We start from the raw sequence: 13,482 nt of genomic DNA, 5'->3' as shown, positions 1-13,482 counted from the left end.
AAATCCATTTTAGATAGAACAGCTGCATATAACGTTCAGCAGCACCGTGAGTCATTTATGCCGGGTATCTGTTTAGCCTGTAAAGAAGTCGTTAAGCGTAATGAACTGGTTTACGGTTTAGAACATTTGATGGATTAAGGTTAACTCTGTTAACCGCATTAACGCCGGCCTATGCCGGCGTTTTTATTGCTTCTTTCTGATAACCATAAAGCAGGTATACAAAAACTAACGGCAATGCTAAATCATACAGTATCTGCAGCTGTTTCAACGGATCTGAACCCATTGAAGAAAGCAGCGCAATCAGGCTGAAAAATACCACCAGCATAAACTGCGAATAGTAACTTTTACACAGAATATATCTAACCGGATTATCTCTCGATGCTAAATCATAAAAGCGTTTATTAAAAGCGAGACGGAAAAAACTGCTTAAGAACGCAATCAGGAGCATGCCTGCATATAAAATAACCGGTCCTTCCTGCGTAGTTAATTCGCCACGTAAAAACCATGAAAAGGCGTAACCGAATATTGAAATAATAAATATGCGCTGCGCGTTCATATAATCGATGCGTTTTTTAATTACGAAAAAAATCAGTGCTAATAAGATACTTAAACACACCACTAATACACCCAGCTGCATAATGTTTTCCTGGGTAAGCAGATATAATGACAGCATCCAGAAGTAACTCTCTAAAAATAAAAATAAACCATCAGTTAAAAAGATAAGTTTAGAACGATAATTGTCTTTGAACTGCATTATATCGGTGAGTGTAAAGGCTTTAGGCTGAGTACTGCTGAATAACTCGGAAACATTTTCCAAACTGCGCCTGAGTAACCAGTAACCACCAAGCGACATAGCTAATGATATAAAAAGTAGGGTTTTAATATGTACAGCATCAAGCAGGTAACTGCCGATTAAAATACCTGCCTTTAAGGCGAAAACCACCAAGATCTGAAAATTACCAAAAGTATCGCCGCTGTTGTTAGTCTCGGTTATCGACTGAAATAAAATTCGCTGTGTTGACCAGTAAAAACAGCCGGCGGCACCATTTAACAATGCTCCTACGGACAATAACAGCCGCTGCGAATCCCACAGAAGTAACATCACCAGTAATGCCTCAAAGAGAAAAGACAAAGCGATAATCACTGACCAGTTAGACAAAGCACGTAACCTGTCCCAAAAAGTTAGCGCAATAATAAAACCCACCGCAGTCAGCGCGATAAAATATGAGATAGCGGATATGTTTAAACCTTTATCCCAGAGAATAACCGGAATAAAGATCGGCAATAAACCAAGAAGAAAAGAGTGGATGCCTGAGAACAGGTAAAAAGTACGACTTAAACCGGCCATTAATAGGTATCTGACTGCTGGATATCAAGCTGCTCAAGCTGCTCAAAATCACCTGAAAGATCTTCTGCTTTGCCATAACGAGGATAAGCATGCATTTTCAGATAAGGACGAGAATTAACTTCTAAAAATATACATTTCTGCTCACGAAAATCTGTTTCAATGCCTTTTTCTAAAATCACATCAATTCCGAGGATATTAGCATCAAACAGTTTCAACACATCTTTAAACAATATCTGATTAACTTTCGGTAACAACGCCTTATCAATCACTCTAACCACGCCGCCCGGCGCTAATGATATCCGATAAAACAATGTAACCTGCTCATCTAACGGCGGAACAGTCGATAAGCTGTACCCCTGTTTAGCTAAAAAAGATAAAGTCTGCGGCCCCTTCTGCAGCGGTGACATACATGGATAAAGTCCCATAGACTCCCGCACCGCATTCTCCTGATCAATGAGTTCATCAATCGTTGCTTTACCGTCACCTTTTACAAAAGGCGCATAACGCTGCAGCACCGACATAATTTTACCGTTAGCGACGACTACCCGATAATTATTACCCTGCAGATACTGCTCAACAACGGTATAAGGCCACCATAACTTGGCAAAAAATATCGCTTTCCACAGCTCCTGATAGTTTTTAATAGGAAAGTGACTGCCGCGTGAAAAACCACTGACATTCGGTTTAATCACTAATGGAAAACCAAATTCTTTAGCAAACTGCACAGCTTTAAAAGGATTAAAAAAAATCAGTCCCTGTGCATGAGGAATATTTCCCGAAGCAAACACATCTCTGGCCTGCTCTTTACTGCGGCAGCTTTTGCGCACTTTCAGGCTGTTATAATTACTGCAGCCGTCCATAAATGTTTTACTTATCCACTGATAAATAAACTTCTTTAGCTGTTTAATCATAAGACCTCATTTTTAGTCAGTGCTTTTAAAGCACGTGAACGTTTTAGCTTTTTAAAAAATACAGGTTTAACCACCTGTGATGCTGGAATTGTTTTTGTCACAGCCGCGAGATGCTTCATGGTGCTTATTACAAAGTGTATTTTCTGGGAAATACTCACCTGCTTAACCAGCAGCACTAAAGGCATAGGTACAAACAAATTAATTTCAATAATATGGAACTGACCGGCAGCCAGAGCTTCAATAGAATCTGCACGGATACCATAGCGGGCAATACGAAACTGCCCGATCTGCTGAAGATGAGACCATATGATGTCTTTCTGTTCAGCTGTAATATGCTCAGATAAATCCCGGTAAAAAGTGTTTTTATTGTAAATACCGTTAACTGCCAAAGGTCCCTCATTGTTATTACAAGTTTCAGTAATAGATAAAACTGCGGGCACCCCGTTATCCTTATCTGAAAGAATGACAAACACTTCAAACTCACGTTTTCCCGGCGCAGCCTGCTGAATAAGGTAGCGAGGATGTTCTGCAGTACGCCGCTTACGAATGGCCCGCAGTTGTTCAAAACTGTCGGCACGCGATATGCCCTGTGAATTCTGTCCCCACTCAGGCTTTACAAAAACCGGATAGGTGTGCGGATTTTTCTGAGAAAAATCCATAAACTGCTCAAGCCGCCACTGCTCCGGAATATGTTTATCTATATCTAACTTAGAAAATAGATTACGCTGCTCATTAAAATACGGCGCATTAAGCTGAAAATATTTCCAGGGACCAATACGCAGACGGCAGCAGTGCACAATATAAGCAATAACTAAAAGCGCTCTAATTAACAATTACTTACTCCTCTTTAAGCTTAACTGACTGTAGCTGCATAAAGTTCATAACAAATAAAAGAAAACCAAAGACCAGAATCGAAACCGCCGCATAAAACAGGCTTCCGTGATCACTTTGTCCTTCATGAATCACTTCAATGCCTAAGGGTGTAAACAGATGAAAGAATACTGCACCGGCCATCACACCAGAGGCCATTAAGCCGCCTACTGCGTGCATCATTGACTGGCTGGGTGCATTAGCAATAATTTTGATTTTAGTCAGCATCCAGAATAATACCGGAGACAATAAAACAAGCGCTGTAATTAATTCAAAAGTCCCCACAACATAGGAACCATAATGACTAAACCAGGTGCCGACAGCATCACCGAGTATGCCGTTCAGCCACTGCCCTATCGTGCCGAATATATGCTGCGTATCCGGATGCAGGGTAAATTTATACGGTAGTGAAAGTAAAAATACTTTGCTTGTCCATAAAACAATTAACCAGCTGATTGTACTTATCATCTTCTCTTTCATATTGTTATCCTTAATTTATATCGGCCGGTAAGATTCAGCCGTTTATTGTTTTTCAATTTTTAACCAGTTGATATCTGCCAGCCTGATTACCCGATCTTTATCGGCCAGCAGCTTGTCTAAACCGCTTTGCGCATAAGTCAGATACAGTTTGTTTTTGTAAACAAGCCACATACTTGGATCACCCGGCGCAATTTTATTCTGCGACATTGCCCAGGTGCAGTAACCGCCGTATTGGGGGGCATAATTTTCAGGCGCGTTTTTAAACTTACGTAAATTTTCCCGGCTGCTGAAATACCAGTCGGCCCCCTTATATTCAAAAATAAAATCAGATGAACCTTTAAGCGGCTTGTGCACAGTGAAATAGGCAACAACATCAAATCCGGAAACCGCTTTATTATTAAAATAACCGGTAGAAATCTGTTCCTGTGCCTGTACCGCGCAGGTGCTGATAAACAGTAAAAATAATACTGTTTTTATTGAGAAATTAATTAACTCCAAAATAATCCGCAGCATTTTTCATCCTTAACTTTTGGCGGCTGTTACAGGCTTAATCAGGAACCTGTCAATTACTCTTTATCCATTTTTGCCCAGTGCTGATCGGCTTTTTTAATAAAAGCATCTTTATCGGCACGCCAGGTATCAACAACGCTCTGATCATAATTGAGATACAGTTTGTTTTTATAGATAGTCCAGAAAGGCGCATTGCCCGGTGCGGTTTTATCACGCGCCATTGCCCAGGCGCAGTAACCACCGTATTGCGGTGCATATTTTTCAGGATTTTCTTTAAACAGTATTAAGTTTTTCTGAGTCGAGAAATACCAGTCAGCCCCTTTATACTCCAAAGTGTACTTAGAGGAGCCCTCGACAGGTTTCTGCTCACTAAAATAAGCAACCACATCAAACCCGGATACTGCTTTATTATTAAAAAATCCCGTATAAACCGGTTCGTCAGCCTGAGCAGAACTGACGACAGCAAAAGATAACAGCAGTAGTGCCCTGACCAATAATCTGCCTGATTTCATCATTTTCTCCTTGAAAACATTCATTAACTAAATACTAGACCAATGCACTGCAGAAAATATTTCACTACTACTATAATTTTTTTGTAACAGGCTGAATAAGATATGGATATTGGCAGACTGCTGATTCAATGGTATTTTTACAAAGATTAACTTTTTGTAATGTTTCATCCACCTTTATGACATGCGCTATTCGCTAAACTGCAGTTATCAAATAGACAAAAGGATACAAAAATGAAATTTACTAAACTAATCTGCGCAGCGCTGGCTTTAACTTCTTTTACCGTCGCTGCGGACGATGATGCGCTTTCAGTACTTGCATTAAAACGTGCATCTTTCACTCTGGAGCAGGCTGTTGAAAAAGTAACTACAGACTACCAGGGACAGATCATCGAATTTGAGCTGGATGACCATGACGGTCAGAGTACTTATGAGATAGAGGTTATCAACCTGCAGAAAGAAGAGAAATATAAACTGCACTTAAGCACTGCAGACGGTACTGTACTGAAAGAAAAAAGCCGCAGCTTAAGTACCCTTGGGTTCAGTCGTTTAGATGATGATGAATATCAGGCACTGAAAGAGTTAGAAACGTCACAATTCAGCCTGTCGTCAGCCCTTGCTGAACTTCGCGAACAATACACTGCTGAAGTAATGGAATTTGAATTAGAGAATGAGAAAGGCATTACCTTCTATAAATTTAAATTAATCGATCAACAGGGCCGTAAACGTGTCATTGTTGATGTTAAAACAGGTGAAATGATTCCGATTATGAAACACTAACAGGTAGAAGCATATTGCTCTGATTTGTATGAAAAACAGAGCAATATGAAAAATGTCAGGCCGGTTTAACGTTATCACTTAAGGACAGTATGATGAAAAATACAATTATCATAAAGGTTTGGGATCTATTCATGCGTATCTTTCACTGCTCTTTAGTAACATCCATTGCTGTTGCCTGCATCTGCTGCAGATGTCTGTTTAAAAACAGATTTAAATAACAGTGCGATAACTATTCAAAAGAAGGAAAGCTTGTGCGTATTTTAGTTGTTGAAGACAGTGCTGACACCCGTCAGTATCTGCATAAAGCGCTTCAGGAGCAGGGGTATGAAGTTGACCTCGCCGAAAACGGCCAGGACGGCTTATTCTTAGCCCTGGAGCATGACTACCAGCTTATTTTATTAGACAGAATGCTGCCGAAATTAGACGGCTTGTCAGTATTAAGTACCTTAAGAAATGCCGGAAAACAAACTCCCGTATTAATTTTAAGTGCATTAGACAGTGTCGCTGAACGTGTTAAGGGACTACGAGAAGGCGGTGATGATTATCTGGTCAAACCCTTTGCACTTTCTGAATTACTGGTGCGCATAGAAATATTAATCAAACGCAAAGGTGAGAGCACCGAGCAGTCAAGTAAACTGCAGGTAGCCGATCTGCACATAGATCTGCTTTCTCATAAGGTGTATCGCGGGCAGACTGAAATCCAGCTGCAGCCCAAAGAGTTCAAATTATTGCGTTATTTAATGGAACACGCGGGACAAGTGATATCGCGCTCTTTACTGTTTGAAGCCGTATGGGATTATCATTTTGATCCGCAGACAAATGTTATAGATGTGCATGTTGCACGATTACGAAAAAAGGTAGAACTTGATGGTCATGTTCCGTTACTTGAAACCGTCCGCGGCATGGGTTACCGAATGGTGGAAAAATAGCAGCCAGGCCAGCTCTGTATGGCGTTTAACACGGCTATATACCAGCCTGCTGCTATTAGTTGTGGGCATTCTGCTAGTTGTTCTTTACCAGTTAAGTGTCGGTCAGATCAGTCGTAATCAGAACGCACAGATGAATCATCTGGCTTTGCAACAGAAGCTGTTAGCAGAAGAACTTAACCAGACAGACTTTATCAGGCAGTTCGAACTTCAAGCCGGCAGCTCCCGGCAGTATATCCTCAGCTTGATCACAACAGACAATATGTACGGCCAGCTGAATTCAGTACCTAAAAACATCGGTATTTGCCCAGAAACAGCCCGCTTTCCCGTCTGGCTGGATAAATATGATGAAATCCGCCTTATTTCAGGCTGCTCGCAGTCTATTGAAGCGGGAGTTCTTGTGATCGCCACCGATGACGAGTCATTATACGATCTGCAGCGTCAGTTTATCAGCGCCTCCCTTATTGCTTTGTTATTAGCCCTTCTATTAGGTATAACCACAGGTTTAATATTCTCACATCGCGTTTTAAAACGTATTAACACTTTTAACTCCATTGCCCAGCGGGTTGAAGGCGGGGAAATGACCGCACGTGTCCCTGTATCCAGCAAAGCCGATGAATATGATCATATGGCTCTGCATATCAATACCATGCTGTCGCGTTTAGAAGATTCCTTTCATGCTATTGCCGGCGTTACCGATGCTATTGCACATGACCTGCGCACACCGTTAGGACATTTAAGACAGCAGATTGAACAAGGTTTAATCGATGCACATAAATCCGGCAGTGACACCCAAAATCTGGAGCAGATGTTAAACAAACTGGATGCAATATTGTTTACCTTCAAAGCGATGCTGGAGCTTACCCGCCTTGAACAGAAGCAGCAGAGCAGCAGCTTTAAAGTCATAGATTTACAAGTCATTATTAACGATGCGGCCGATTTAATCCTGCCGATTATAGAAGATAACCAGCAGTACTTAACAGTTAACGATAAAGCCGGCTGTATGGTAACAGGTGATGCCACACTGCTGTTTCGAGCCGTTTATAATCTGCTTGAAAACGCTAGTAAATATGCAGGGAAACATGCTCAGATCAACGTAGAAATCAGTGGTCACGGTTTTATTATCAGTGATAGCGGCCCGGGTATTCCAGACAATGAGAAAGATAAAGTCTTCCAGCGCTTATACCGTGTTGAAGAGAGCCGCAGTATTGCCGGTTTTGGAATAGGCCTGCCGCTGGTCAGGGCGATTATACGCCTGCACGATGCACAGATATCACTACAAGATAATCATCCGGGATTAAAGGTTGTAGTTAATTTCAACACTGCTGAGTAATCCCCCCCTCCTTTGCAGTGAAAACAGATATTTCTTAAAAAGATTATCTGTTTTCACTGGAACATTTCAACAGTTCTTGTATTATTGAAGTTAAGTAACCAGGAGATAAATAATGACCAGAGATAATGCAACGCAAATATTTGAATCATTGTCGTCCGGTGTCCGACTGGATACCTGGCGTTTATTAATTAAAAGCGGGCAGAACGGCATGGTCGCAGGTGAAATGGCCTCGGCATTGGAGATTGCACCAAACTCTCTATCGTTCCACCTAAAAGCGATGCTGCATGCAGGATTAGTCTCCGTTGAACAGGAAGGGCGATTTAAACGCTACCGCGCCAATACTTCGTTAATGAGTCAGTTAATTGCTTATATGACCGAGCAGTGCTGCATAGAACAAAGTGAAACACAGTGTGAAGTAACTAGCAGCGGCAATATATGCTCTTCAGACATGAACGGCAGCTGTTAAGGCTGCTATATAAAAATTGAGGGATAGTAAAATGGGAATATTTGAACGTTTTTTAAGTGTCTGGGTAGGCATGGGCATGCTGCTCGGCATCGGCTTTGGCACCTTGTTTCCAGAGCTGTTTGCAACGCTGGCAGACATCCAGTATGCACAGATTAATTTAGTTATCGCCCTGCTGATCTGGTTAATGATCTACCCGATGATGATGCAGGTAGACTTCACCTCAATACGTAATATACATCAGCGCCCTAAAGGTCTGATTATTACTATCGTTGTGAACTGGTTAATTAAACCATTCACCATGGCGCTGCTGGCAATGTTTTTTATCCGCTACCTGTTCGGATCCTGGATATCACCGGAATTAGGCGATCAGTATATCGCGGGAATGATTTTATTAGGCATAGCTCCGTGTACTGCAATGGTTTTTGTCTGGAGCCAGCTTACTAAAGGAGATGCTAATTATACTCTGGTGCAGGTATCCATTAATGACCTGATTATGGTGGTCGCATTTGCACCGCTGGCAGCTTTCTTATTAGGGGTTACCGATGTTTTTGTCCCTTGGGATACGCTGCTTCTATCTGTGTCGTTATTTGTAGTTGTACCGCTGGCTGGCGGTGTATTAACCCGTCATTTTATTCATAATCAGGTTAAGCTGGATAAACTCAGCGGCGCACTAAAACCGCTGTCGATTGTCGGTTTGGTGGGTACAGTGATTTTACTGTTTGGTTTTCAGGCGCAGACTATTTTAGATAATCCAGTCGATATCTTCCTGATTGCTATTCCACTGCTGATTCAGACCTATCTGATTTTTGCGATCACTTACTGGTGGATGAAAAAGTGGAAACAGCCACACTGCATAGCGGCTCCCGGTGCCATGATCGGCGCATCAAATTTCTTTGAATTAGCGGTTGCTGTGGCAATCAGTTTATTTGGAACTTATTCCGGCGCTGCGTTAGCAACCATTGTTGGTGTATTAGTTGAAGTACCGGTAATGCTCACCCTGGTCGCTTATGCAAACCGCACTCGTGATCAGTTTGTATAATATCAAATCCACTAATTTTATATTCATTTATGCTTGTTAAAATGGACGCTAGCTTCGTTCTTGATTTTGTAATTAGAATAACTAGTTACAGCAATCAACGCCTTGCTTTCATCCATTTTTCCTACGCCTAAATAGAACAGCTAATTAGTGATATTGGTATAATTAAAAAAGAGTTACAGTTCTTTTTTAAGAACCAGATCGGTTTGAATATCACCGCCCATATCAAAAGGGTGCGAACCGATCTGCTGAAAGCCCATGCTTTTATAAAAATGCAGTGCCGGGAAATTACCTTCCCATACACCCAGCCACACATATTCTTTCTCCGCCTGTCTGGCTAACGTACAGACAAAATCCATCAGCTCTCTGCCCAAACCATTACGCAGAAACTGTTTACGAATATAAAAACGTTCAATTTCCAGCGATTTACCGTCATGAATATCCGTCTGTGCTCCTGTTTCATTAACCTTTAAAAAACCGGCGGCCTGGTCCTGAAAAAATATAAAATAGAAATAACTGTCCGGATTATTAAATTCAAGAAGCAGTTTTTCTTTATTTAATGCCTCAGAAAAATACCGGATCATCAGCTCTTCACTGTTACTTTCAGAAAAAGTATCACGGTAGGTTTCTATGGAAATATCACGTAAGAGACCTAACTGATCGCTAGTACAAAGCTTAATATTATTAACCATCACTTCCTGCTATTTCAATTCGTTGAACATGTTAAGATTTAACTTTTATAACCTTAATCAGCAGGTAAATCCATTGTTAGATGATCCCAAAGCTCTTAGCGAAGCTCTCAACCAGATTATGCCCTTCGGAAAATACGCCGGCCGTAAACTGATCCATCTACCGGAACCCTACCTGGTATGGTTCAACAGCAAGGGTTTTCCAGAAGGAAAATTAGGCCGGCAGCTGGCATTAATGTATGAAGTGAAATTAAATGGTTTAGAAAAAATGCTCGAACCGTTAATAAAATACGATGGTGCAGATACCAATAGATTTAAATAGATTATATGCAGGCTCAGCTGAAGCGTTAAAGATTTCTGCTAAAATGAAATTAGTTCACTGAGCCTTTTTACGCCCCAGACACATGATCCAGTTCCAGTCAAAAACATTCGCACAAAGCGCTTCTAAATCATCATAATAAAATGCTTTCTTATGACAGAGACGTTTAAAATTGCGCTTTATTTCCTTTAAACCCAGCTTTTCTTTCTCGTAGGGAGCAATAGCAGCTTCATGCTCTGCAAGCAGTTTCTCCTGTTCCATAAACAGTTCTTTATATTGCGCAACCAGCATATTTGCCCGTTCACAATCCTCAATCACAGTCCGGCAGCTTAATGCGGCTTCCCGAGCTTGTGCTTCGGCTTCCGGTATCGAAGAGAGCAGCAGTTTAAAATCCCCTTCCAGCTTTTTTAAACCGGCCTTTAAACTGTTAACTGTATCCTGCGACTCGTTAACCTCCTGCTTAAGATTAATGCACCTCTCAAGTTCAGAGCGAGACAGATTCTCTGCCTGAACAGTAAAAGTACAGCTTACTAACAATAACCCTAACAACTTATGCTTCATGCTTAATCCAGCTTCCCGTCTGTCACTCTATGCAGTGCCCCGCAGCAGTTCAAAGTCTGCACTTCCTATTTTAATATTATAGCTAAGTGCGCAATATGCCGCCGTCAAACTATTCTCAAGGCCTGCGCTGGGATTTATGCTTTTTGTTCCCTAAAATTCACCCCTTTATTTTATCCGGCAGCGGCGGCACACTTTCCTGTATAGCCTGCTGTGTATACGTTTACAGCCTGTTTCAGCTGAATTGTATAGATACAATTTGTTACAAAAACAGATAGCTCAGGTGCGATCCTGCTCCCCTTAATAGACCTCAAACTGTGATTAAATAAAGCTCTTTTTGGCGATAAGCCAGGTTCAAGTACCTTTACACAAAAGTTTTGAACAATTCAGCGGGATTTAAAATTGTCAAATATAAGGCATTTGCTTAAAGACATAGTTGTTCTATGTCGAAAACAATAACGCAGCAGCTGATGATTTAAACCCGCCCGGAAGAAGCTCATCAGAATCAAAATCTCTGTGTTAAGGTACTATTTTAAAAGGTGTCATAAAATGATGTTACGGAAAACCCTGTTAGCACTATCCATATCAGCTTTACTCACAGCCTGCAGCAGCAGTAACAATGCGGCTGTTGATTCAGCAGCTGATGCGGCACAAGCGGCCAAGGTTGATATTCAAGTCACTCAGGCTAAACGCGCCTTAGATGAACGCTTAGCCTGTAATAACCCGAGTAATGTACAAACCGCCTGCAGCCTGCGTATGTATCAGGTGATGGTCGAATCTTTTATCGATGCCGACAGCACTGCCGATTATGGTACGGGTTACGGCACCAGTCACCATAATGGTGATATCGCCGGTATTACTGCTTCGCTTGACTACATTAAATCTTTAGGAATGAACGCTGTCTGGCTGACTCCAATTTTCAAATCAACACCTCGAGACGGACAGGATCAATGGGCGGATCGTCTTGATGCAACAGGCTACTTTACCAGTGATTATTTCTCCATTGACCCCAAATTCGGTACGCTGGAGCAAGCCCGTGAACTTGTTGAACAGGCCCATGCAAAAGGCATGTATGTCTTCTTTGACGGTGTATTCGGCCATCACAAAGGTAATGTGGCAGCTTCACCTAACGGCCTGAAACCCACAACAGGCAAAAAGCAGGGTAATGCCGGTTTTGAAGCACAATATCCTCAGGATCTTGAGTTCTATAAAGAGGTTGCCGCTTACTGGATAAATGAATTAAAAATTGACGGCTGGCGTTTAGATCAGGCGTATCAGGTACCTCTGGACAGCTGGGTAGAGATCCGTACGGCAGTTAAAGAGGCTTCAGCGTCACAAACCTACAGCTTAAACGGTGAAACGGTCAATCCTCTTGGTTATATGGTTGGCGAGATCTGGCGCGGTGCCAGTGATATAAGTGCCCAGGGCTACGGTAAAGAAGACTCCCCGGCACTGACTTCGGCCTTTGATTTTCCGATGCGCTATTCCATGGTTCAGACTTTTGCCGTTGAAGAAAACGGCAGCGGCAAGCGTTATGCAACTAATTTGGATAACGGATTTGTTGCCCATATGGCTTACCCCGAACATGCTATGCCTAACCTGATGCTCGGCAACCATGATTTATTACGTTTTGGTGATCTGCTGCAGCGCGGCGTGATTGCCAGTCCAAACTCCCCTGAATACTGGGACCGCCATAAAGCGGCAATAAGTTTTATGGCGGCTTACAGTGGTCCTATCACACTCTATTATGGTGATGAGATTGGTGATCAAGTTGAAGATTTTGTCAGTAAACTGGATCCCTGTTCCGGCGATTCCGGCATGTGTGATGATCATGTTGCCCGTTCCAGCGCCAAGATTGAAGGACTGGCGACAACAGTCGGCGGGGAAATTACCGTACTTAATAAGCAGCAGGCGGATCTTAAAGATTATGTATCATCATTAATGGCAATGCGGGCGGCCCATCCGGCTTTATATAACGGCAGCCGTACCCATATCCACTCGGATAAAGATATCTATATAGACCGTAAAGATGCAGGCAACGATCACGTCCTTTATCTGGTTAATACTAAAGGCAGCAATACACGCATTACCATCGCGGCCGATGCAATAGGCAGCCAGGGTGATTTACTCAATCTGCTTGAAAACGAAACAATTACCCTTGCAGACGGTAATTATATAATCAACCTGCCTGCTTATACGGCTGCATTTTATCAGATCAGCTCGCCGGCTGACCAGGGACCTTTAATAAGCACAGCGGCAGTCAGCCTGACCGGTACAGGGGATCTGGCCGACTGCACCAAAGCGGATGCAGACGGTTTCGGGCCTATGGGGCAGAATATCTGGATTCGAGGAACCTATGCCGGCGGTGACGGTTTTATGGCCACTCCAGACTCGCATAAATTCCGCTACAAGGGAGATGACCTTTATCAAGTGGTAGTCAAACACCCTACAGCTACCGTGTTTACTTTTAAGTTTGCCACTCAGTCGTGGAGCTCTGAATTTGCAGTTGAAAATTCAGATGCTGTCACTGTTGGTCAGCAGCAGTCTATGACAAGAGCCGTTGGTCCAGGGACAGAATCTTCAATTGTGCTACCTGAAGCCGGCAGTTATGTTTACAGCTTCAAAATTAATGGTTTCGGCGATGCCGGCACTATGATGGTCAGCCAGTGTAAATAAACCTGCACTAGAGTTTGAATCTAAATTAATCCCTCAAAACCGCAGTTTTTACACTGCGGTTTTTTATACCC

Annotated in this window: 15 protein-coding genes; 7 read left to right on the top strand and 8 right to left on the bottom strand. The window is 42.3% G+C overall.

All coding sequences use genetic code 11. The features are described from left to right. Nucleotides 1–169: 169 nt before the first annotated feature. From G327_RS0111705 to G327_RS0111680, 6 genes are read right to left on the bottom strand one after another with little or no spacing between them, the layout of a single operon-like run. Nucleotides 170–1,348 carry an MFS transporter gene (locus tag G327_RS0111705; RefSeq protein WP_019614970.1) on the bottom strand — a complete coding sequence of 393 codons (1,179 nt, stop codon included), beginning with the start codon at nt 1,346–1,348 and terminating at the stop codon, nt 170–172. Then, nucleotides 1,348–2,259, bottom strand: coding sequence for a hypothetical protein (locus tag G327_RS0111700; protein WP_019614969.1), 912 nt, complete (start codon nt 2,257–2,259; stop codon nt 1,348–1,350). Before G327_RS0111700 ends, G327_RS0111705 begins: the two co-directional genes overlap by 1 nt. After that, on the bottom strand, nt 2,256–3,092 hold the full coding sequence (locus G327_RS0111695; protein ID WP_019614968.1) for a D-alanine--D-alanine ligase family protein: 837 nt from the start codon (nt 3,090–3,092) through the stop codon (nt 2,256–2,258). The genes G327_RS0111700 and G327_RS0111695 overlap by 4 nt, the downstream gene beginning before the upstream one ends. Nucleotides 3,093–3,096: 4 nt before the next feature. Next, on the bottom strand, nt 3,097–3,609 hold the full coding sequence (locus tag G327_RS0111690) for a hypothetical protein (protein WP_019614967.1): 513 nt from the start codon (nt 3,607–3,609) through the stop codon (nt 3,097–3,099). Nucleotides 3,610–3,651: 42 nt separating this feature from the next. Further along, nucleotides 3,652–4,122 (bottom strand): YHS domain-containing (seleno)protein, encoded by a 471-nt coding sequence (locus tag G327_RS0111685; RefSeq protein WP_019614966.1) that lies wholly within the window; start codon nt 4,120–4,122, stop codon nt 3,652–3,654. 53 nt (nt 4,123–4,175) lie between these two features. Then, the gene (locus G327_RS0111680; protein WP_019614965.1) at nt 4,176–4,631 is read right to left on the bottom strand and encodes a YHS domain-containing (seleno)protein; all 456 of its coding nucleotides are present in this window, start codon (nt 4,629–4,631) and stop codon (nt 4,176–4,178) included. 231 nt (nt 4,632–4,862) lie between these two features. Here G327_RS0111680 and G327_RS0111675 point away from each other — a divergent pair, with 231 nt between their 5' ends. The 5 genes from G327_RS0111675 to arsB all read left to right on the top strand — a co-directional run bounded on the left by G327_RS0111675 (nt 4,863) and on the right by arsB (nt 9,172). Next, nucleotides 4,863–5,408, top strand: a complete 546-nt coding sequence (locus G327_RS0111675) for a PepSY domain-containing protein (RefSeq protein WP_019614964.1) — start codon at nt 4,863–4,865, stop codon at nt 5,406–5,408. Between the two features lie 251 nt (nt 5,409–5,659). Beyond that, nucleotides 5,660–6,337 carry a winged helix-turn-helix domain-containing protein gene (locus G327_RS0111670; protein ID WP_019614963.1) on the top strand — a complete coding sequence of 226 codons (678 nt, stop codon included), beginning with the start codon at nt 5,660–5,662 and terminating at the stop codon, nt 6,335–6,337. Beyond that, nucleotides 6,276–7,667, top strand: a complete 1,392-nt coding sequence (locus tag G327_RS0111665; protein ID WP_019614962.1) for a sensor histidine kinase — start codon at nt 6,276–6,278, stop codon at nt 7,665–7,667. Before G327_RS0111670 ends, G327_RS0111665 begins: the two co-directional genes overlap by 62 nt. A gap of 112 nt (nt 7,668–7,779) precedes the next feature. Then, nucleotides 7,780–8,133: an ArsR/SmtB family transcription factor gene (locus G327_RS0111660; protein WP_019614961.1), complete on the top strand. Its 354-nt coding sequence runs from the start codon at nt 7,780–7,782 to the stop codon at nt 8,131–8,133. Nucleotides 8,134–8,164: 31 nt separating this feature from the next. Further along, nucleotides 8,165–9,172 carry an ACR3 family arsenite efflux transporter gene (arsB, locus tag G327_RS0111655; RefSeq protein ID WP_019614960.1) on the top strand — a complete coding sequence of 336 codons (1,008 nt, stop codon included), beginning with the start codon at nt 8,165–8,167 and terminating at the stop codon, nt 9,170–9,172. A 173-nt stretch (nt 9,173–9,345) separates the two neighbouring features. Here arsB and G327_RS0111650 read toward each other — a convergent pair whose 3' ends face one another. After that, nucleotides 9,346–9,861 carry a GNAT family N-acetyltransferase gene (locus tag G327_RS0111650; RefSeq protein WP_019614959.1) on the bottom strand — a complete coding sequence of 172 codons (516 nt, stop codon included), beginning with the start codon at nt 9,859–9,861 and terminating at the stop codon, nt 9,346–9,348. Nucleotides 9,862–9,934: 73 nt separating this feature from the next. Here G327_RS0111650 and G327_RS0111645 point away from each other — a divergent pair, with 73 nt between their 5' ends. Next, nucleotides 9,935–10,180 (top strand): DUF3820 family protein, encoded by a 246-nt coding sequence (locus G327_RS0111645; protein WP_019614958.1) that lies wholly within the window; start codon nt 9,935–9,937, stop codon nt 10,178–10,180. A gap of 54 nt (nt 10,181–10,234) precedes the next feature. Here G327_RS0111645 and G327_RS0111640 read toward each other — a convergent pair whose 3' ends face one another. Beyond that, on the bottom strand, nt 10,235–10,738 hold the full coding sequence (locus G327_RS0111640) for a hypothetical protein (RefSeq protein WP_019614957.1): 504 nt from the start codon (nt 10,736–10,738) through the stop codon (nt 10,235–10,237). Nucleotides 10,739–11,284: 546 nt separating this feature from the next. Here G327_RS0111640 and G327_RS0111630 point away from each other — a divergent pair. Beyond that, the gene (locus tag G327_RS0111630; protein ID WP_019614955.1) at nt 11,285–13,411 is read left to right on the top strand and encodes an alpha-amylase family glycosyl hydrolase; all 2,127 of its coding nucleotides are present in this window, start codon (nt 11,285–11,287) and stop codon (nt 13,409–13,411) included. Nucleotides 13,412–13,482: the final 71 nt, after the last annotated feature.

The organism is Psychromonas ossibalaenae ATCC BAA-1528 (assembly GCF_000381745.1).
GTDB lineage: Bacteria > Pseudomonadota > Gammaproteobacteria > Enterobacterales > Psychromonadaceae > Psychromonas > Psychromonas ossibalaenae.
Note: the sequence above shows the minus strand (reverse complement) of the source record. Positions and strands in the feature narration are given on the sequence as shown.

Excerpts from the sequence above, each read along its gene's own strand:
- G327_RS0111660 (WP_019614961.1), top strand. The coding sequence starts at position 7,780 with ATGACCAGAGATAATGCAACGCAAATATTTGAATCATTGTCGTCCGGT.
- G327_RS0111630 (WP_019614955.1), top strand. The coding sequence starts at position 11,285 with ATGATGTTACGGAAAACCCTGTTAGCACTATCCATATCAGCTTTACTC.
- arsB (WP_019614960.1), top strand. The coding sequence starts at position 8,165 with ATGGGAATATTTGAACGTTTTTTAAGTGTCTGGGTAGGCATGGGCATG.
- G327_RS0111690 (WP_019614967.1), bottom strand. The coding sequence starts at position 3,609 with ATGAAAGAGAAGATGATAAGTACAATCAGCTGGTTAATTGTTTTATGG.
- G327_RS0111700 (WP_019614969.1), bottom strand. The coding sequence starts at position 2,259 with ATGATTAAACAGCTAAAGAAGTTTATTTATCAGTGGATAAGTAAAACA.
- G327_RS0111665 (WP_019614962.1), top strand. The coding sequence starts at position 6,276 with ATGGTCATGTTCCGTTACTTGAAACCGTCCGCGGCATGGGTTACCGAA.
- G327_RS0111680 (WP_019614965.1), bottom strand. The coding sequence starts at position 4,631 with ATGAAATCAGGCAGATTATTGGTCAGGGCACTACTGCTGTTATCTTTT.
- G327_RS0111675 (WP_019614964.1), top strand. The coding sequence starts at position 4,863 with ATGAAATTTACTAAACTAATCTGCGCAGCGCTGGCTTTAACTTCTTTT.
- G327_RS0111705 (WP_019614970.1), bottom strand. The coding sequence starts at position 1,348 with ATGGCCGGTTTAAGTCGTACTTTTTACCTGTTCTCAGGCATCCACTCT.
- G327_RS0111640 (WP_019614957.1), bottom strand. The coding sequence starts at position 10,738 with ATGAAGCATAAGTTGTTAGGGTTATTGTTAGTAAGCTGTACTTTTACT.
- G327_RS0111685 (WP_019614966.1), bottom strand. The coding sequence starts at position 4,122 with ATGCTGCGGATTATTTTGGAGTTAATTAATTTCTCAATAAAAACAGTA.
- G327_RS0111650 (WP_019614959.1), bottom strand. The coding sequence starts at position 9,861 with ATGGTTAATAATATTAAGCTTTGTACTAGCGATCAGTTAGGTCTCTTA.